The following is an 18013-nucleotide window of genomic DNA, read 5'->3' as shown; positions in this document are numbered from 1 at the left end:
GAGCACTTCCACCCGGCACACCGAGAGCACGCACCAGACGCCGCAGGGCCGCCCTTCGGGCAACGAGGGGAATTTGACGACAGGCCCTAGCGGCGTCCGGCGGACAGGTTCCGGGCGACCTCGGTGGCCCAGTAGGTGAGGATCATCTGCGCGCCGGCGCGGCGGATGCCGGTGAGGGTCTCCAGGATCGCCTTGTCGCGGTCGATCCAGCCCTTCTCGGCGGCCGCCTCGACCATCGCGTACTCGCCGCTGATCTGGTACGCGGCGACCGGCACGTCCACCGACTCGGCGACCTTCGCCAGGACGTCCAAGTAGGGACCGGCCGGCTTCACCATCACCATGTCGGCGCCCTCCTCCAGGTCGAGCGCGAGCTCGCGCATCGACTCCCGGAGGTTGGCGGGGTCCTGCTGGTAGGTCTTGCGGTCGCCCTTGAGGGAGGAGCCGACGGCCTCGCGGAAGGGGCCGTAGAAGGCGGAGGAGTACTTCGCGGTGTACGCGAGGATCGCCACGTCCTCCTTGCCGATGGTGTCGAGCGCGTCGCGGATGACCCCGATCTGCCCGTCCATCATCCCGGAGGGGCCCACGACGTGGACGCCGGCGTCCGCCTGGACCTGCGCCATCTCGGCGTAACGTTCCAGCGTGGCGTCGTTGTCCACCCGGCCCTCGGCGTCCAGCACACCGCAGTGCCCGTGGTCGGTGAACTCGTCGAGGCACAGGTCCGACATGATGACCAGCTCGTCGCCGACCTCGGCCTTCACGTCACGGATCGCGACCTGCAGGATGCCGTCCGGGTCGGTCCCCGCCGTCCCCGCCGCGTCCTTCTTCGCGTCCTCCGGGACCCCGAAGAGCATGATCCCCGAGACCCCGGCCTCCAGCGCCTCCACCGCGGCCCGCCGAAGCGTGTCCCGCGTGTGCTGCACGACCCCCGGCATCGCCTTGATCGCCACCGGCTCCGCGATCCCCTCCCGCACGAACGCGGGCAGGATCAGGTCCGCGGGATCCAGCCGCGTCTCCGCGACCATCCGCCGCATTGCGGGCGTCGTCCGCAGCCGCCGCGGCCGCGTACCGGGAAACGATCCGTACGAGTTCATGCCCCCGAGGCTACGCCCGCCACCCCCCTCCCCTTACCAACACCTTGTGGGCATACCTCCCCTCCCCCCCCACCCCGCACAGACCCCCACCCGACCACCCCCGCACGGACCCACACCCGCGCGGACCCCCACCCGACCCACACCCGACCCGGCCCACCCCCACGCGTGCCCGCACCGAGCCCGGCCCAGCCCCACCCCCGTGTGGGCAATCGTCCCGCTGGGGCGGGACGGGTGGGCACACGGGACGCCGCGCCCGGCCGCGCCCCCGCCCCCTGTGCCTGGACCCGTACCGGCGGTGCGTCGCGCATGGGGTGCGGGTGAGCGCACGGAAGCCTAGGCCCGGCAAAGGGCGCCGTCCGTCGTGCCCACCCGTCCCGCCGCAGCGGAACGATTGCCCACAACGAGGCAGGGCCAGCCCCAGCGGAACAGCTGCCCACAACGGGGGTGACCCGCCCCACCCCAAAAACAAAGGCGCGGGCCCCGAAGGACCCGCACCCAAGACACACCCGCACCCGCGCCGCTACGTCGTACGACGCCTCCGCGCCCCCGGCCGCCGCTCACTCGGCCGCGTCACGGGATCGCCCGCCTCGCGCGCCGCCTCCCGCCGCCGCAGCCCGAAGTCCGCGAGGGCCTCGGCCAGCTTGTGGACGGAGGGTTCGGGCGACAGCACGTCGACCCGCAGCCCGTGCTCCTCCGCGGTCTTCGCGGTGGCGGGCCCGATGCAGGCGATGACGGTCACGTTGTGCGGCTTGCCGGCGATGCCGACGAGGTTGCGCACGGTGGAGGACGAGGTGAAGAGCACCGCGTCGAACCCGCCGCCCTTGATCGCCTCCCGCGTGTCCGCCGGCGGCGGCGACGCCCGTACGGTCCGGTAGGCGGTGACGTCGTCGACCTCCCACCCGAGCTCGATGAGGCCCGCGACGAGCGTCTCGGTGGCGATGTCGGCCCGCGGCAGGAAGACGCGGTCGATCGGGTCGAAGACCGGGTCGTAGGGCGGCCAGTCCTCCAGGAGTCCGGCGGCGGACTGCTCGCCCGACGGCACGAGGTCCGGCTTGACGCCGAAGTCGACCAGCGCGGCGGCGGTCTGCTCGCCGACGGCCGCGACCTTGATGCCGGCGAAGGCGCGGGCGTCGAGCCCGTACTCCTCGAACTTCTCCCGGACCGCCTTGACCGCGTTCACCGAGGTGAAGGCGATCCACTCGTAGCGTCCGGTGACGAGCCCCTTGACCGCCCGCTCCATCTGCTGCGGGGTGCGCGGCGGCTCGACGGCGATGGTCGGCACCTCGTGGGGCACCGCGCCGTAGGAGCGCAGCTGGTCGGAGAGCGAGGCGGCCTGCTCCTTGGTGCGCGGCACGAGCACCCGCCACCCGAAGAGCGGCTTCGACTCGAACCACGACAGCTGGTCCCGCTGCGCCGCGGCGCTGCGCTCGCCGACCACGGCTATGACCGGCCGGTGGCCCTCGGGCGAGGGAAGGACCTTGCCCTGCTTGAAGACCTGGGCGATGGTGCCGAGCGTCGCGTTCCAGGTCCGCTGGCGGGTGGTGGTGCCGGCGATGGTGACGGTGAGCGGGGTGTCCGGCTTACGGCCCGCGGACACCAGCTCGCCGGCCGCGGCGGCCACCGAGTCCAGGGAGGTGGAGACGACGACGGTGCCGTCGGAGGCGCCGACCTCGGCCCAGCACCGTTCGTCGGCGGTGCGGGCGTCGACGAAGCGCACGTCCGTACCCTGCGCGTCACGCAGCGGCACACCCGCGTACGCGGGCACGCCGACGGCGGTGGCGACTCCGGGGACGACCTCGAAGGGGATGCCCTCGGCGGCGCAGGCGAGCATCTCGGCGCCCGCGTTGCCGTCGAGTCCGGGGTCGCCGGTCACCGCTCGGACGACCCGCCTGCCGCTCCTCGCGGCCTCCATGACAAGATTGGCCGCATCCCTCAACACGGGGACTCCGGCGGCTGTTGACGCCTCGTCGACAACCGTCAGCTCCGGCGTGCTCACCCCCGCACGTGCGTGGCCGCGGACGACGTCGAGCACCTCGGGTTCGGCGATCAGGACGTCCGCTCCCGACAGGGCCTCGACGGCCCTGAGGGTCAGCAGTCCGGGGTCGCCGGGGCCTGCGCCGAGGAAGGTCACGTGTCCGTGGCCGGCGAAGGCCGGGGACAGCGGGCTGGTGGTCGGGCTGGTGGGGTTCAAAGTGCTCGCTCCCCCATAAGACCGGCCGCTCCCTTGGCGAGCATCTCGTCCGCGAGTTCGCGTCCGAGCGCCATGGCCTCGTCGTGCGAGGTGGGTACGGGTCCGGTGGTGGACAGCTGCACCAGCGTCGAGCCGTCGGTGGTGCCGACGACGCCGCGCAGGCGCATTTCGGTGACAACCTGCCCGTGACCGGGGTCGTCGGCCTGCAGGTCGGCCAGCGCACCCACGGGTGCGGAGCAGCCGGCCTCCAGGGCGGCGAGCAGGGATCGCTCGGCGGTCACGGCGGCCCGGGTGTGCGGGTCGTCGAGCGCGGCGAGCGCGGCGACGAGGTCGGCGTCGGACGCCGGACACTCGATCGCCAGTGCCCCCTGGCCGGGGGCGGGCAGGACGGAGTCGACCGACAGGTGGTCGAGCGACAGGGAGCCGGTGAGCTCCGCCGTCCCGCCGATGCGGTTGAGACCGGCCGCGGCGAGAACCACCGCGTCCAGCTCACCGCTGTGCACATAGCCGACCCGGGTGTCGATGTTCCCCCGGATCGGGACGCAGGTGAGCTCCAGGCCGTGGTTGCGCGCGTAGGCGTGCAGCTGGGCCATCCGCCGCGGCGAACCGGTCCCGACCCGCGCGCCCTTGGGGAGCCGGTCGAGCGTGATGCCCTCCCGTGCGATCAGGACGTCGCGGGGGTCCTCGCGCCGCGGGATCGCGGCCAGCGTGAGCTGCGGGTGCTGCGCGGTCGGCAGGTCCTTCAGGGAGTGGACGGCGAAGTCCACCTCGCCGGCGAGCAGCGCGTCGCGCAGGGCGGCGACGAAGACGCCGGTGCCGCCGATCTGCGCGAGGTGCTCCCGGGAGGTGTCCCCGTACGTCGTGATCTCCACGAGCTCGACGGGCCGGCCGGTCAGCTGCCGGACGGCATCGGCCACGTGCCCGGACTGGGCCATGGCGAGCTTGCTGCGCCTGGTCCCGAGCCTCAGTGCCCTCTCGGTCATACTCGCCCTCGGTTCTTGACGTCGGCGTCATTCAGGTCGGCCCGGCTGACAGAAGCCACCGTCTCCGGGTCGAGGTCGAAGAGTGTCCGCAGCGCGTCCGCGTACCCGGCGCCGCCGGGCTCGCTGGCCAGCTGCTTGACCCGCACGGTCGGCGCGTGCAGGAGCTTGTCGACCACCCGGCGCACGGTCTGGGTGATCTCGGCGCGCTGCTTCTCGTCGAGGCCGGGGAGCCGGCCTTCGAGTCGCGCGACCTCGTTCGCCACCACGTCGGCGGCCATGGTGCGCAGGGCGACGACGGTGGGGGTGATGTGGGCGGCGCGCTGGGCGGCGCCGAAGGCGGCCACCTCGTCGGAGACGATGCCCCGGACCTGGTCGACGTCGGCGGCCATGGGCGCGTCGGCGGATGCCTCGGCGAGCGACTCGATGTCGACGAGCCGGACCCCGGGGATGCGGTGGGCGGCGGCGTCGATGTCGCGGGGCATGGCGAGGTCGAGCAGGGCGAGCGGGGTGTCCCGGTCCCGTACGGCGGTCTCGACGCCCTCGCCGGTGAGGACGAGTCCGGTGGCACCGGTGCAGGAGACGACGACGTCGGCACGTGTCAGTTCGTCGCCGACGGCAACCATCTCGACCGCGCGTGCGGCGACCCCCGTGCTGCCGGGCTCGCCCAGGATCTCGGCGAGCCGCTCGGCGCGGGCCAGGGTGCGGTTGGCGACGACGATCTCGGAGACGCCGGAGCGCGCGAGCGTGGCGGCGGCCAGGGAGGACATGGAGCCGGCGCCGATCACGAGCGCCTTCTTGCCCTTGGCCCAGGTCTCCACGTCGGTGCCGTCGGCGAGCTGCTCCAGGCCGAAGGTGACGAGCGACTGCCCGGCCCGGTCGATGCCGGTCTCGCTGTGGGCGCGCTTGCCGACCCGCAGGGCCTGCTGGAACAGGTCGTTGAGGAGGCGTCCGGCGGTGTGCAGGTCCTGGCCGAGGGCGAGGGCGTCCTTGATCTGGCCGAGGATCTGTCCCTCGCCGACGACCATGGAGTCGAGTCCGCAGGCCACCGAGAAGAGGTGGTGGACGGCGCGGTCCTCGTAGTGCACGTAGAGATAGGGGGTGAGCTCGTCCAGGCCGACGCCGCTGTGCTGGGCGAGCAGCGTGGACAGCTCGGCGACGCCGGCGTGGAACTTGTCCACGTCGGCGTAGAGCTCGATGCGGTTGCAGGTGGCCAGCACGGTGCCCTCGGCGGCCGGTTCGGCGGCGAGGGTGTCCTGGAGCAGCTTGGCCTGGGTGTCCGCCGCCAGCGAGGCCCGCTCCAGGATGGAGACGGGGGCGCTGCGGTGGCTCAGCCCGACGACGAGGAGACTCATGCCGGCATCACCGCGGGGAGGTCCCCGTCGGGTCCCTTGCGGCCGCCGCTCGCGCCGCGCGGGGCGGGCGGGACGGCGGCGGTCCCGGCGTCCGGGTCGGGGGCGTTCTCGCCGCCCGCCTCCTCGCCGGCCTTGCGCTGCTCGTGGAAGGCGAGGATCTGGAGCTCGATGGAGAGGTCGACCTTGCGCACGTCGACGCCGTCGGGCACGGAGAGCACGGTGGGGGCGAAGTTCAGGATGGAGGTCACCCCGGCGGCCACGAGCCGGTCGCAGACCTGCTGGGCGACTCCGGCCGGGGTGGCGATGACGCCGATGGAGACGCCGTCCTCGCTGATGATCTTCTCGAGGTCGTCGCTGTGCTGGACGGGGATCCCGGCGACCGGCTTGCCGGCCATGGCGGGGTCGGCGTCGATCAGCGCCGCGACGCGGAAGCCGCGGGAGGCGAAGCCGCCGTAGCCGGCGAGCGCGGCACCGAGGTTGCCGATGCCGACGATGACGACGGGCCAGTCCTGGGTGAGGCCCAGCTCGCGGGAGATCTGGTAGACGAGGTACTCGACGTCGTAGCCGACCCCGCGGGTGCCGTACGAGCCGAGGTAGCTGAAGTCCTTGCGCAGCTTCGCCGAGTTGACGCCGGCGGCGGCCGCGAGCTCCTCGGAGGAGACCGTGGGTACGGAGCGTTCCGAGAGCGCGGTGAGTGCGCGCAGATACAGCGGAAGGCGGGCGACGGTGGCCTCGGGAATTCCTCGGCTTCGGGTCGCCGGTCGGTGAGTTCGGCCAGTTGCCACGGTGCTCCTGCGGGATGAGCGGGGCTGCAGGCGGCCATATGTCCCAAGACCGCCCCGTCGAATGCAGGCTATGTCTTTGTGAACGCGTGCACAAAGATGGTGTCCGTTTTGTCCGGCCAAAGTGACCGGGGTCACGCGGCCGGTTCGCATCGTCGCGGAACCGGAAGGTGCGTCAGCGCGTTGAGAACCCGAAGGGGGCAAAACCGCACACACCTCTCACGACGTCGCCCCCGAAACCCAACAAAACGTCCATGATGGTAACCGCCTTTCGGTCACGCACCCAGTTCGCGCCGGAGCCGCTCCGCGTCGACCCGCCAGAACGTGTGCTGCTCGCCGTCGACCAGGACCACCGGAATCTGCTCCCAGTAGGCCCGGTGGAGCTCCTCGTCCCGGGAGATGTCCTTCTCCTCCCAGCGCGCGCCCGTCTCGGCGCACACCGCCTCGACCACCGCGCGGGCGTCGTCGCAGAGATGGCACCCGGGCTTGCCGATCAGCGTCACGGTGCGCGACGCGGGGTCGGCCTTCTTCTTCGTCCGTCCGAACATGGCGTCCATTCTGTCCCCTCGGCCGGGCGGGACCCCGCCACCGTGCGCGACCCGTCCACGACCGAGCGGTACCCGATTAACAGGGGAGCCCCACACTGTTCACGCCCTGGCATCGTCACAAGTCGGGTAGGACCGAACAGACTGGCTATGCTCACGACATGGCCTCTCTGGGATGGCTCACCCCCCGTAGGCGCTCCGCCACCGCGCGCAGCGTCCTCGCAGGCGAGGCCGCTGCCGAGGCGGCGCGCAAGTCCTCGCTCCAGCTGGAACGGGAGCGGGAGGAGGAAGCCGCGGCGGCGGCGGAGGCCGAGGCTCCGGCCGAACCCGAGTTCCCGGTCGTCGGCGACGTGCGGGCCGCGGCCTTCTTCGATCTCGACAACACCGTCATGCAGGGCGCCGCGATCTTCCACTTCGGCCGCGGCCTCTACAAGCGGAAGTTCTTCCAGCGCCGCGAACTCGCCCGCTTCGCCTGGCAGCAGGCGTGGTTCCGGCTCGCCGGGGTCGAGGACCCCGAGCACATGCAGGACGCCCGCGACAGCGCCCTGTCCATCGTCAAGGGCCACCGCGTCTCCGAGCTGATGTCGATCGGCGAGGAGATCTACGACGAGTACATGGCCGACCGCATCTGGCCCGGCACCCGCGGCCTCGCCCAGGCGCACCTGGACGCGGGCCAGAAGGTCTGGCTGGTCACGGCCGCCCCGGTCGAGACGGCCACGATCATCGCCCGCCGGCTCGGCCTGACCGGCGCGCTCGGCACGGTCGCCGAGTCCGTCGACGGCGTCTACACCGGCAAGCTGGTCGGGGAGCCCCTGCACGGACCGGCCAAGGCCGAGGCGGTACGGGCGCTGGCCGGCGCCGAGGGCCTCGACCTGACCCGCTGCGCCGCGTACAGCGACTCGCACAACGACATCCCGATGCTGTCGCTCGTCGGCCACCCGTACGCGATCAACCCCGACGCCCAGCTGCGCAGGCACGCCAAGGACCGCGAGTGGCGGCTGCGCGACTACCGCACCGGCCGCAAGGCCGCCAAGGTCGGCATCCCCGCGGCCGCGGGTCTGGGCGCCCTCGCCGGCGGGACGGCCGCCGCGGTCGCCCTGCACCGCCGCCGCCACTGACACCGACGGGCGCGCGCTCCCCCGGCCGCCGCACGGCGCCCCCGGGGGCAGCGCCCTCCGGCGCGCCACCCACCTGCCGATACGTTTCGGCTGAGATCATCTGCGACAACCCCGGACCAGCGGCCCTCACCCGTCCGTGGTCGAACACCTCCGCACAGGTCGACCACCAGGCATTCCGGACTCCTTACCCAGCAGCGGCCACGATCACGCACACGTCGCGCACGTGAACACAACGTAACGCCCGCGCAGTCACACTCGGAAGCAAAGCGATCAACAACTAGTCACGAACCGTGCCTTGTTCCGACTGCAAGCGGTAACGGAAACGACGTAACCGGTGATTTGAGCAACTGGGTGTAGCGCTGCCTGTACGAAGCGTTATTCTCCTCAAACGCACAAAGGACCCCTCACGTCGTCACGACGGGTGAACGGTCCCGCACTGCACGTGATGGAAGCTCTGCCTCTGGGAGTCCCGTGTACCCACACGTCGGGGTTGACACCTCGGGCCTGGCTACGCTGCGCGCAACGGTCCTCGACCTCTTGCGCGGCTTCGTCCCCACCGCGTACGCCGGCCCTGTCCCCGCTTTCGCCTTCGCCTCACCGGCACCCGTCGGGCCTTGCTACGCCCTCGCCGACGGCGGGGCCGCCGTGGGCAGACGTGGCGCGCGATCCACGACCTCGACCACCCACCGCCGTCCGACCGCCGACAGCGACAGCGCCCGCATGATGGACCTGGTCGAGCGGGCCCAGGCCGGCGAGGCCGAAGCGTTCGGCCGCCTGTACGACCAGTACAGCGACACGGTCTACCGCTACATCTACTACCGCGTCGGCGGGAAGGCGACGGCGGAGGACCTCACCAGCGAGACCTTCCTGCGCGCCCTGCGCCGGATCTCCACCTTCACCTGGCAGGGCCGCGACTTCGGCGCCTGGCTGGTCACCATCGCCCGGAACCTGGTCGCGGACCACTTCAAGTCCAGCCGCTTCCGTCTCGAGGTCACCACCGGCGAGATGCTCGACGCCAACGAGGTCGAGCGCAGCCCCGAGGACTCCGTGCTGGAGTCGCTCTCCAACGCCGCGCTCCTCGACGCCGTCCGCCGCCTCAACCCCCAGCAGCAGGAGTGCGTGACGCTGCGCTTCCTCCAGGGCCTCTCGGTCGCCGAGACCGCCCGGGTCATGGGGAAGAACGAGGGCGCGATCAAGACCCTCCAGTACCGGGCCGTCCGTACCCTGGCCCGCCTTCTCCCGGACGACGCCCGCTGACCGCTCCGCGCCCCCCACACGCGGCTCCGTGCTCCGTCCGGCACGCTCCCTCCCCCCACCCCGACGTCTTTCCCCACGCCCCCACGACCCCCGCCCAACTCACAGTCGGTGACGCCTCGATGACGCACTGGTCCGATCATCTTTCGCGCGTAACCCAAGTGCCGCGCCGCTCGTTGTGCGGGATGCAGGCTCCCTGTGGACACGCCATGTCCGCAGCCACTCACTCTTTCGTGTGGATGCGCTCAAGGTGTGCAACCTTCCGGACACCCCGGGGAGTCGACCGTCATGACGAGAGGAGGTGCCGCCAGTGATCGCGAACGTATCGGCGCACCGGCGGGCGAACGCCTTCGCCCAGACCCTGGAGGACCGGGCGTCCGAGGGCGCGGCGGCGGAGCAGCCCGAATCCCCGGCCGAACCGGCCGAGCACGGGCAGCTGTTGGCCTTGGCGAACGGTCTCGGCGAGTTGCCGAGGCCACAGCTGGACCCCGAGGTCAAGGTGGTGCAACGAGCCCAGCTCGTCGCCGCCATGGAAGCGATGCTCATGGAGGGCAGCGCGGCCGAGGGCCCGATGGTGCCGGAGCAGCGGACGGCCGGCGGGAAGGGGACCCACCGGGCCTCCCCGCTCCGCAAGCTGCGCCCCCGGTCCCGCTGGACCAAGGGCCTCGCCGCCGGCGGTCTCACCGTCGGTGTGGCGGCGGGGGCCTTCGGCGGCGTCGCCGCTGCCAGCTCCGACGCCCTGCCGGGTGACTCGCTCTACGGGCTCAAGCGGGGCATGGAGGACATCAAGCTGGGCATGGCGGATGACGACGCGGACCGCGGCGGCATCTACCTCGACCAGGCTTCCACCCGCCTCAGCGAGGCCCGCCGGCTCATGGAGCGCGGCCGCGCGGGCGACCTGGACCACGAGTCCCTGGGCGAGATCCGCCGTGTCCTGGGCGGAATGAAGCACGACGCCAGCGAAGGCCACCGCCTGCTCCGCCAGGCGTACCAACGGGACGGCGAGATCGCCCCGATGGCCCGGCTCAACTCCTTCGCCCAGGCCCACCGGGACGCCTGGAACGGCCTCCGCGACCGGCTCCCCGTCCAACTGGCGGACGTCGGCAGCGAGGTCACGCACGTCTTCGACGCCATAGACGAGGACGTCCAGCCGCTCCAGTCGGTGCTCCCCCGCACCCCCGAGAAGGGTGCGATCGGCTCCGCCGACCCGAGCGGTAGGCCCGGCACCCCGAGCGGCAGCCAGGGGACGGACGCCCAGCGTCCGCCGTCCGGCGACACCACCGCACCGGGCGGCCACTCCGCGCCGCCGCGCCCGTCCGGACCGAGCACGGGCGCCGGCCCGAGCGCGGGCGGCACGGTCGACCCGGAGGACGACGGTCTCCTCGGCGGCAGCGCCGGCGGACTGCTCAAGCCCTCCCCGACCGGGACCCCGTCCGTCCCGTCGGGCGGCCAGGCCACCCCGGACGTCCCGGACGTCACCCTGCCGCCACTCCTGCCGGGCCTTCTTCCGGGCCTCGGCATCGACAGCGAGGACGCTCGCTAGCAAGGAGAAGGGGCGCCCCCACGGACGGGGGGCGCCCCTTCTTCATGCCCGCCGGACCATCGGCCCGTCGAACCATCGGCCCGTCGAACCATCGGCCCGTCGAACCATCGGCCCGCCGGACCATCGACCCGTCGAACCGACGGCCCGTCGGCCCGGTCAGAAGAAGACCGACCGCCGCTGCACCAGCAGTTTGTACAGCGTGTGCTGGATCTGCTCCCGGACCTGATCCGTCAGGTTGAACATCAGCATCGGGTCCTCCGCGGCCTCCGGCGCGTACGAGTCCGTCGGGATCGGCTCGCCGAACTGGATGGTCCACTTCGTCGGCAGCGGCAGCGCACCCAGCGGCCCCAGCCAGGGGAAGGTCGGGGTCAGCGGGAAGTACGGGAAGCCGAGCACCCGCGCCAGGGTCTTGGCGTTCCCGATCATGGGGTATATCTCCTCGGCACCCACGATCGAGCAGGGCACGATGGGCACCCCGGCCCGCAGCGCCGTCGAGACGAAGCCGCCCCGCCCGAACCGCTGGAGCTTGTACCGCTCCCCGAACGGCTTCCCGATCCCCTTGAAGCCCTCCGGCATCACGCCGACGATCTCGCCGGACCGCAGCAGCCGCTCCGCGTCCTCCGCGCAGGCGAGCGTGTGCCCCGCCTTGCGGGCCAGCTCGTTGACGACCGGCAGCATGAAGACCAGGTCCGCGGCGAGCAGCCGCAGGTGCCGGCCGGCCGGGTGGTGGTCGTGGACGGCGACCTGCATCATCAGCCCGTCCAGCGGCAGGGTCCCCGAGTGGTTGGCGACGATCAGCGCCCCGCCGTCGGCCGGGATGTTCTCGACGCCCTTCACCTCGACCCGGAAGTACGAGTCGTACAGCGGGCGCAGCAGGGACATCAGGACCTGGTCGGTGAGCTCCTCGTCGTAGCCGAACTCGTCGACCTCGTACTCGCCGGTGATCCGGCGCCGGAGGAACGCGAGGCCGCCCGCGAGCCGCCGCTCCCAGCCGCTGCCGCCGGCCCGTTCGCCGGAGCCCTCCGCGGACCCGTCCGCGCCTCCGTGCGGGCCCGCCCCCTCCCCGGCCGACTCCGGCTCCCCGGCGTCCTGCTGGGGCCCTGGGAGGGCCCGTACGGGCGCGGCCTCGCCGTCGGCCCTCCCGGGCCGCCGCCGGGCCCGCGAGCGGTCGTCGTCGAACGGAATGACCTTGGCGTCCGCCATCGCTTGTCCGGCCTCCTCAGGCGCCGTCGTGAACAGGGGGAACAGGGATCGCGGGGCAGGCGGCCGGCGCGGTCGCCGCGGACCGGCCCAGGCGGCCGGCGAGCCGGTCCACCGCCCCGGCGAGCAGCTCGGGCGGCAGCAGCCCCGGCCCGCGGCTGCGCGCGAAGTCGGCGAACGCCTCCGCCGTGGTCCGGCGCGGCGAGAAGCCGAGGACCTCGCGCGTCTGGACCGTCGAGACGACCCGGCCGTGGGTCAGCAGGCGGATCTGCTCGGGTGCGAAGTCGGTGATCCCGACCGTGCGCAGCGCCGTCCCGACCCAGGTGACCGCGGGCAGCAGCACCGGCACGGTCGGCCGGCCGAGGCGCCGGGCGCACTGGGAGAGCAGCAGCACCCCGTCCCCGGCCACGTTGAACGTGCCGCTGTTCAGGGTGGACCTGCGCGGCTCGTGCGCGACCAGGCGCAGCACGTCGACGACGTCGTCCTCGTGGACGAACTGGAGCCGGGGGTCGTAGCCGAGGACGGTGGGCAGGACCGGCAGCGCCAGGTACTCGGCCAGCGGGGAGTCGATCCGGGGCCCGAGGATGTTGGCGAAGCGCAGCACGCAGACGGCCACGTCGGGGCGGCGCCGGGCGAAGCCGCGTACGTATCCCTCGACCTCGACGGCGTCCTTGGCGAAGCCGCCGCTCGGAAGCGACTTGGCGGGGGTCGTCTCGGTGAAGACGGCCGGGTCGCGGGGCGCGGCTCCGTAGACGCTCGTACTGGACTTGATCACCAGCCGTCTGATCCGCGGCGACTTCTGGCAGGCGCCCAGCAGCTGCATGGTGCCGATGACGTTGGTCTCCTTGACCGACGTCCGGCCGCCGGCGCCGAGCGCGGTGCCGGTGACGTCGAGGTGGACCACCGTGTCGACGTCGTGTTCGGCGAGGACCTTCGCGATCTCCGGCCGCCGGATGTCGGCCCGGACGAACTCCGCGGCGCCGAGTTGGTGCGGCGGCGCGACGGCGTCCACGGCGATCACCCGCTCCACCTCGGGGTCCCGCTGGATCCGCCGCACGAAGCGGCCGCCGAGATGCCGGGCGGCACCGGTGACGAGCACGACCTTGCCCAAGATCCGCGCCTTCCGTCCGTCTTCCGTTGGTCGCCACCGTAGCGCCTCCGGATTTCCGCGCGATAAAAAACGTGGCCCTCCACCGCGAACGGTGAAGGGCCACGCCTGACGCACGAAATGCTGCGGTGCAGCTGTCGCCTTACTTCTTGTTGCGACGCTGAACGCGCGTGCGCTTGAGCAGCTTGCGGTGCTTCTTCTTCGCCATCCGCTTGCGCCGCTTCTTGATAACAGAGCCCACGACTACCCTCGCTCACTTCTCGGAACATCCCCGCCTCCCGGCGGGGATCGGTGCGGGGCGTCTGGGCCCACACGACCTACGTCGGCCTAGCCTACCGTCCCGAGCACCGCGCTTGTAATCCGAGGGCCGTAAGCAGGTCTCCCGGTGTGACGGCCACGCGCTCGCTACGCGGTCCCCACCCCCACGAAGGACTCCCTCAGGTACTCGTGAACCGCCTGTTCCGGCACCCGGAAGGACCTGCCCACCCGGATCGCCGGCAGATGACCGCTGTGCACCAAGCGGTACACGGTCATCTTCGAGACGCGCATCACCGAGGCGACTTCCGCCACGGTCAGAAACTTGACCTCGTTGAGAGGTCGATCGCCAGCAGCCATGACCCACCTGTACCTTCCGCCGCGACGCCCACCGGCTTCCCCTCCGGTGACTCTTCGTCGCCGAGCGCTCACTCTCCAGACTAGGGGCGGGTGGTACGAGTGGGGAAGAGGAGCTGCCATCGGCCGTTTACCGTGACAGACACGCTCGATTGAGTACATAGCGCGTGAGAGGACGGTAGGAGGCGGAGCGCACGCCGTCGTCCAGGGGCACGGCCACCGACACCTGTCCCTCCGCCTCGCCGACGAACAGCGCCGGATCATCCGTATCGGCCAGCCCGATGGCCTCGATACCCAGCTGACCAGCACCGCAGACCCAGCCGTGATCCCCGACCACCAGCTCCGGCAGCGGCCCGCCGGCCTCCGCCGCGCTCTCCAGCGCGGCCCTGACCGGCAGCGGGGAGTGGGAATGCGCCCCCCGCTCGCGCCCTCCCCCCGACGGTCCCGGCTCCCGTACCAGCGCGACCCCCCGTACGTAGTCGAGGAGGTACGTGCGTACGCCGAACCGGGTCGTTATGTCGACACATCTCCCCTGCGCCGGGGTGAGGACAAGACATCCCGCCGCCGACAAAGCGTCTGCGAGAGCGACGTAGAAACCGAGCAGACGATGGGGATGGCCCGTCCCGAACAGCACCGGGACCCTCCCCGCGGCCGCCGCGGCCAGCCGCGCGGCGAAGGCGTCGAGCCCCCTCAACGTACGCTCGGGATCGATGGCGTCGGACCCCGAGCGGTGCGCCGGATCCCCCGACACTCCGCACTTGTCCGCCATCAGCCGCAGCAGATCGGCCTCACCCCACCCTCCCGTGGGATCGAGCCCCAGCAGCACCCGAGGATCCCGCGCGGCGAAGAGCCGGTAGCTCCGCAGGTTCTCCTCCCGCGACGTCGCCACGGTCCCCGCCAACCCCGCCGCCAACAGATGCGCCCGCAGCGCCCCGGTACTCAACACCCTCCCGATGCTGCCGGATCACCCTCGCCGCCGAGTCGAAACCCCCCGCACACCGCACGGTCGGCGTAACCACGACCGAGGCGTACCCGAGGACGCCCCGAGGAAGGGGAGAGGAGACCCAGGGGGGGCCTCTCACCGAGCGACGCCCTAGGCGAGCAGCCCGCGCAGCGGGAAGGCGGCCTTCCGCGTCGCCAGCACCGCCTGGTCCAGCCGGTCCGCCGGGTCGTACCCCTCGGACCAGTCGCGGAAGGCCACCGGCCACCGCCCGTCCGTCATCCGCGCCGGCCCCAGCTGCCGGGTCCGCGCGTACACCTCGTCCCGCCACGACGACGGGATCGCCGACGCCGGGTCCACCGGAGCGTGCGCCGCGATGCCCACCAGGTGCGTCCACGACCGCGGTACGACGTCCACCACCGCGTACCCGCCGCCGCCCAGCGCCAGCCAGCGCCCGTCGGCATGCGCGTGCGCCAGCTCGTGACACGCCTCCTGCACCGCCCGCTGCGCGTCCAGCGACACCGCCAGATGCGCCAGCGGATCCTCGAAGTGGGTGTCCGCCCCGTGCTGCGTCACCAGGACCTGCGGCCGGAAGTCCGCCAGCAGCTCCGGCACCACAGCGTGGAACGCCCGCAGCCAGCCCGCGTCCCCCGTCCCGGCCGGCAGCGCCACGTTCACGGCCCCGCCCTCGCCCGCCCCCGCCGCGCCCGTCTCCTCCGGCCATCCCGTCTGCGGGAACAGCGTCCGGGGATGCTCGTGCAGCGACACCGTCAGCACCCTCGGGTCGTCCCAGAACGCCGCCTGCACCCCGTCACCGTGATGCACGTCCACGTCCACGTACGCGACCCGCTCCGCGCCCAGTTCGAGCAGCCGGGCGATCGCCAGCGAGGCGTCGTTGTAGATGCAGAACCCGGAGGCCGAGCCCGGCATCGCGTGGTGCAGACCGCCCGCGAAGTTCACCGCGTGCGCGGCCTCCCCGCGCCACACCGCCTCCGCCGCCCCCACCGACTGCCCGGCGATCAGCGCCGACACCTCGTGCATCCCGGCGAACGCCGGGTCGTCGACGGTGCCGAGCCCGTACGCCTGGTCGGCATGGCGCGGATCGGCCGACGCCGCCCGCACCGCCGCCACGTAGTCCTCACGGTGCACCAACCGCAGCGTGGAGTCCCCGGCCGGCTTCGCCGACACCACGTCCACCGCCCGGTCCAGCCCGAACGCCCGCACCAGCGACATCGTCAGCGCGAGCCGAACCGGATCCATCGGATGCTCGGACCCGAAGTCGTACTGCGTGACAGCTTCATCCCACATCAACAGTGCGCGGCCGCTCATGACCGCCACCGTATCGGGCCTCCCGCGAGCCGAACGACGTGGCGTACACCACCGTCACCAGGACGAGCACCATCGGCACGAGCATCGCCCCCCGATAGCTCCACGCGTCCCCCAGGGCGCCCACCAACGGCGACCCGACCAGGAAACCCACGTAGTTGAAGACGTTCAGCCGCGCCACCGCCGCGTCGCTCGACCCCGGGAACAGCCGACCGGCCGCCGCGAAGGTCTGCGGCACGATCACGCTCAGCCCGAAGCCCAGCACCGTGAACCCGGCGATCCCCGCCCAGGCCCCCTGCGCCACCGACACCACCGCGAACCCCAGCGCCGCGAGCACCGCCCCGCCCCTCACCACCGCCGCGGCCCCGAGCCTCCGCACCCCCAGGTCCCCCACGGCCCGCCCGAGCAGCGTCGTCACCATGTACGCGTTGTACGGCACGGTCGCCACCTCCTCCGAACTGCCGAGGACGTCCTGGAGGTACTTGGCACTCCAGTTGGAGACCGTCGAGTCCCCGATGTACGCGAAGGTCATCACCAGGCACAGCGGCAGCAGCAGCCGGAACGCGATCCCGCTCCCCTTGCTCTCCCCCGCCTCCTCGGCCGGCCCGTCCCCGCCGGCCACGAACCACCGGCTGCCGACGAACGCCGCGGGCAGCAGCACCGCCACGACCGGCAGGTACGACACGAACAGCGACAGATGCCAGTGGGCACCCACCCAGGCCAGCGAGGCCCCCGCGATCCCGCCCAGGCTGTACGAGGCGTGGAAGCCGAGCATGATGCTCCGCCCGTACGCCCGCTGGAGACTCACGCCCAGCATGTTCATCGAGGCGTCCAGCGCGCCCACCGCGAGCCCGAACAGTCCGAGGGCGACCGCCGCCTGCCACAGCTCCGACCCGGCGCCCACTCCCAGGAGCGCCAGCAGCACGAACGGCTGCGCCCACCGCAGCACCACCGCGGGCCCCAGCCGGGCCACGACCTTCTCGGTCGCCACGCTCGCCACCCCGGCCAGGATCGGCACGGCCGCCAGGAACACCGGCAGCAGTCCGTCCGATATCCCGTACTGGTCCTGGATCGCCGGGATCCGGGTCACCAACAGGGCGAAGGTGACCCCCTGCACGAAGAAACTGACCGCCAGGGATCCCCGCCCACGCCGCAACCGCGCATCCGTCATAGCGGCACAGCGTATGGCCGGAACCTACCGCTGGGTAGATGGATCACATGCCCAAAATCGCGGGCAGCTCGTCCATGCTCCCGAAGAACCCGTGGGCCCCGGCGAGCTTCTCCTCCGGGGTCATCGCCGTGTACCCGTACACGTCCATCCCGGCCGCCAGCGCCGCCTGCACGCCGAGCCGGCTGTCCTCGATCACCACACACCGCTCGGGGGCCACGCCCATCCGCTCCGCGGCGTGCAGGAACAGGTCCGGCGCCGGCTTCCCCCGCCCCACGTCCTCGGAGCTGAACACGATCTCGTCCCTGAACCACGCGTCCAGCCCCGTCTTCCGGTGCCCGACCCGGATCCGCTCATGGCTCCCCGAGGAGGCCACGCAGTACGGCACCCCGGCCGCGACGAGCCCCTTCAGCACCTCGGCGGCCCCGGCCACGGGCTCCAGCTCCGCCCGGAACGCCTCGAAGACCCGCGCGTGGAACGTCTCGTCGAAGTCCGCCGGCAGCCGCTGCCCGCTCCGCTCCTCTACAAGGTCGTGAATCCGGTGCATCGCCGACCCCATGTAGTCCCGCACCGACTCCTCGTACGTCGTCGGGTGCCCGAGCTCCGTCAGATAGCCGGCCAGCAGCGTGTTGGAAATCGGCTCGCTGTCCACGAGCACACCGTCGTTGTCGAAGATGACCAGGTCGTATCGCATGACCACAGCCTAGAACGCAAAAATGCCTCAACCCCCGGACAGTGTCCAGGGGTTGAGGCTAAAGATTGTTCGGCGGCGTCCTACTCTCCCACAGGGTCCCCCCTGC

Annotated in this window: 17 protein-coding genes; 3 read left to right on the top strand and 14 right to left on the bottom strand. The window is 72.1% G+C overall.

Annotation, left to right across the window (positions count from 1 at the left end; translation table 11 throughout):
* Positions 1–86 precede the first annotated feature (86 nt).
* From hemB to AB0424_RS30610, 6 genes are all read right to left on the bottom strand, one after another.
* Positions 87–1091, bottom strand: a complete 1005-nt coding sequence (gene hemB / locus AB0424_RS30635) for a porphobilinogen synthase (protein ID WP_366310135.1) — start codon at positions 1089–1091, stop codon at positions 87–89.
* Between the two features lie 520 nt (positions 1092–1611).
* Positions 1612–3282 (bottom strand): bifunctional uroporphyrinogen-III C-methyltransferase/uroporphyrinogen-III synthase, encoded by a 1671-nt coding sequence (locus AB0424_RS30630; protein ID WP_366310133.1) that lies wholly within the window; start codon positions 3280–3282, stop codon positions 1612–1614.
* Positions 3279–4265: a hydroxymethylbilane synthase gene (gene hemC / locus AB0424_RS30625; protein ID WP_366310131.1), complete on the bottom strand. Its 987-nt coding sequence runs from the start codon at positions 4263–4265 to the stop codon at positions 3279–3281. The genes AB0424_RS30630 and hemC overlap by 4 nt, the downstream gene beginning before the upstream one ends.
* Positions 4262–5617, bottom strand: coding sequence for a glutamyl-tRNA reductase (locus tag AB0424_RS30620; protein ID WP_366310129.1), 1356 nt, complete (start codon positions 5615–5617; stop codon positions 4262–4264). The genes hemC and AB0424_RS30620 overlap by 4 nt, the downstream gene beginning before the upstream one ends.
* Positions 5614–6402 carry a redox-sensing transcriptional repressor Rex gene (locus AB0424_RS30615; protein WP_366310127.1) on the bottom strand — a complete coding sequence of 263 codons (789 nt, stop codon included), beginning with the start codon at positions 6400–6402 and terminating at the stop codon, positions 5614–5616. Before AB0424_RS30615 ends, AB0424_RS30620 begins: the two co-directional genes overlap by 4 nt.
* A 272-nt stretch (positions 6403–6674) precedes the next feature.
* Positions 6675–6956 carry a glutaredoxin family protein gene (locus AB0424_RS30610; RefSeq protein ID WP_366310125.1) on the bottom strand — a complete coding sequence of 94 codons (282 nt, stop codon included), beginning with the start codon at positions 6954–6956 and terminating at the stop codon, positions 6675–6677.
* A gap of 149 nt (positions 6957–7105) precedes the next feature.
* On the opposite strand from AB0424_RS30610, the gene AB0424_RS30605 reads away from it, so the two are divergent.
* The 3 genes from AB0424_RS30605 to AB0424_RS30595 all read left to right on the top strand — a co-directional run bounded on the left by AB0424_RS30605 (position 7106) and on the right by AB0424_RS30595 (position 10859).
* A complete protein-coding gene (locus tag AB0424_RS30605) occupies positions 7106–8062 on the top strand; it encodes an HAD-IB family hydrolase (protein ID WP_366310123.1) in 957 nt (318 codons plus the stop codon).
* Between the two features lie 471 nt (positions 8063–8533).
* Positions 8534–9319 (top strand): ECF subfamily RNA polymerase sigma factor, BldN family, encoded by a 786-nt coding sequence (locus tag AB0424_RS30600; protein WP_366310121.1) that lies wholly within the window; start codon positions 8534–8536, stop codon positions 9317–9319.
* 307 nt (positions 9320–9626) lie between these two features.
* On the top strand, positions 9627–10859 hold the full coding sequence (locus AB0424_RS30595) for a DUF5667 domain-containing protein (protein ID WP_366310119.1): 1233 nt from the start codon (positions 9627–9629) through the stop codon (positions 10857–10859).
* A gap of 156 nt (positions 10860–11015) precedes the next feature.
* On the opposite strand, the gene AB0424_RS30590 is transcribed toward AB0424_RS30595, so the two are convergent.
* The 8 genes from AB0424_RS30590 to AB0424_RS30555 all read right to left on the bottom strand — a co-directional run bounded on the left by AB0424_RS30590 (position 11016) and on the right by AB0424_RS30555 (position 17907).
* Positions 11016–12062 (bottom strand): lysophospholipid acyltransferase family protein, encoded by a 1047-nt coding sequence (locus AB0424_RS30590; RefSeq protein WP_366310117.1) that lies wholly within the window; start codon positions 12060–12062, stop codon positions 11016–11018.
* Positions 12063–12078: 16 nt separating this feature from the next.
* Positions 12079–13170 (bottom strand): NAD-dependent epimerase/dehydratase family protein, encoded by a 1092-nt coding sequence (locus AB0424_RS30585; protein ID WP_366310115.1) that lies wholly within the window; start codon positions 13168–13170, stop codon positions 12079–12081.
* Between the two features lie 139 nt (positions 13171–13309).
* Entirely contained in the window at positions 13310–13408 is a 99-nt protein-coding gene (locus AB0424_RS30580) for an AURKAIP1/COX24 domain-containing protein (protein ID WP_003948845.1), read from the bottom strand.
* 164 nt (positions 13409–13572) lie between these two features.
* Entirely contained in the window at positions 13573–13782 is a 210-nt protein-coding gene (locus AB0424_RS30575) for a helix-turn-helix domain-containing protein (RefSeq protein WP_030223786.1), read from the bottom strand.
* Positions 13783–13909: 127 nt separating this feature from the next.
* Positions 13910–14725 (bottom strand): phosphatase, encoded by an 816-nt coding sequence (locus AB0424_RS30570; protein WP_366310113.1) that lies wholly within the window; start codon positions 14723–14725, stop codon positions 13910–13912.
* Between the two features lie 147 nt (positions 14726–14872).
* Positions 14873–16048: an acetoin utilization protein AcuC gene (locus AB0424_RS30565; protein WP_366310111.1), complete on the bottom strand. Its 1176-nt coding sequence runs from the start codon at positions 16046–16048 to the stop codon at positions 14873–14875.
* Positions 16017–17216 (bottom strand): MFS transporter, encoded by a 1200-nt coding sequence (locus AB0424_RS30560; protein WP_366310109.1) that lies wholly within the window; start codon positions 17214–17216, stop codon positions 16017–16019. The genes AB0424_RS30565 and AB0424_RS30560 overlap by 32 nt, the downstream gene beginning before the upstream one ends.
* 43 nt (positions 17217–17259) lie before the next feature.
* Complete coding sequence (locus tag AB0424_RS30555; protein ID WP_366310107.1) at positions 17260–17907, bottom strand: HAD family hydrolase; 648 nt, start codon at positions 17905–17907, stop codon at positions 17260–17262.
* Between the last annotated feature and the right edge of the window lie 106 nt (positions 17908–18013).

This window comes from Streptomyces sp. NPDC051180 (genome assembly GCF_040689545.1).
Lineage (GTDB): Bacteria > Actinomycetota > Actinomycetes > Streptomycetales > Streptomycetaceae > Streptomyces.
Note: the sequence above shows the minus strand (reverse complement) of the source record. Positions and strands in the feature narration are given on the sequence as shown.

What these genes read in the sequence shown, in the direction of transcription:
- hemC (WP_366310131.1), bottom strand. Translation starts at nt 4,265, where the DNA reads ATGACCGAGAGGGCACTGAGGCTCGGGACCAGGCGCAGCAAGCTCGCC.
- AB0424_RS30555 (WP_366310107.1), bottom strand. Translation starts at nt 17,907, where the DNA reads ATGCGATACGACCTGGTCATCTTCGACAACGACGGTGTGCTCGTGGAC.
- AB0424_RS30575 (WP_030223786.1), bottom strand. Translation starts at nt 13,782, where the DNA reads ATGGCTGCTGGCGATCGACCTCTCAACGAGGTCAAGTTTCTGACCGTG.
- AB0424_RS30620 (WP_366310129.1), bottom strand. Translation starts at nt 5,617, where the DNA reads ATGAGTCTCCTCGTCGTCGGGCTGAGCCACCGCAGCGCCCCCGTCTCC.
- AB0424_RS30590 (WP_366310117.1), bottom strand. Translation starts at nt 12,062, where the DNA reads ATGGCGGACGCCAAGGTCATTCCGTTCGACGACGACCGCTCGCGGGCC.
- AB0424_RS30610 (WP_366310125.1), bottom strand. Translation starts at nt 6,956, where the DNA reads ATGGACGCCATGTTCGGACGGACGAAGAAGAAGGCCGACCCCGCGTCG.
- AB0424_RS30605 (WP_366310123.1), top strand. Translation starts at nt 7,106, where the DNA reads ATGGCCTCTCTGGGATGGCTCACCCCCCGTAGGCGCTCCGCCACCGCG.
- AB0424_RS30560 (WP_366310109.1), bottom strand. Translation starts at nt 17,216, where the DNA reads ATGACGGATGCGCGGTTGCGGCGTGGGCGGGGATCCCTGGCGGTCAGT.
- AB0424_RS30565 (WP_366310111.1), bottom strand. Translation starts at nt 16,048, where the DNA reads ATGAGCGGCCGCGCACTGTTGATGTGGGATGAAGCTGTCACGCAGTAC.
- hemB (WP_366310135.1), bottom strand. Translation starts at nt 1,091, where the DNA reads ATGAACTCGTACGGATCGTTTCCCGGTACGCGGCCGCGGCGGCTGCGG.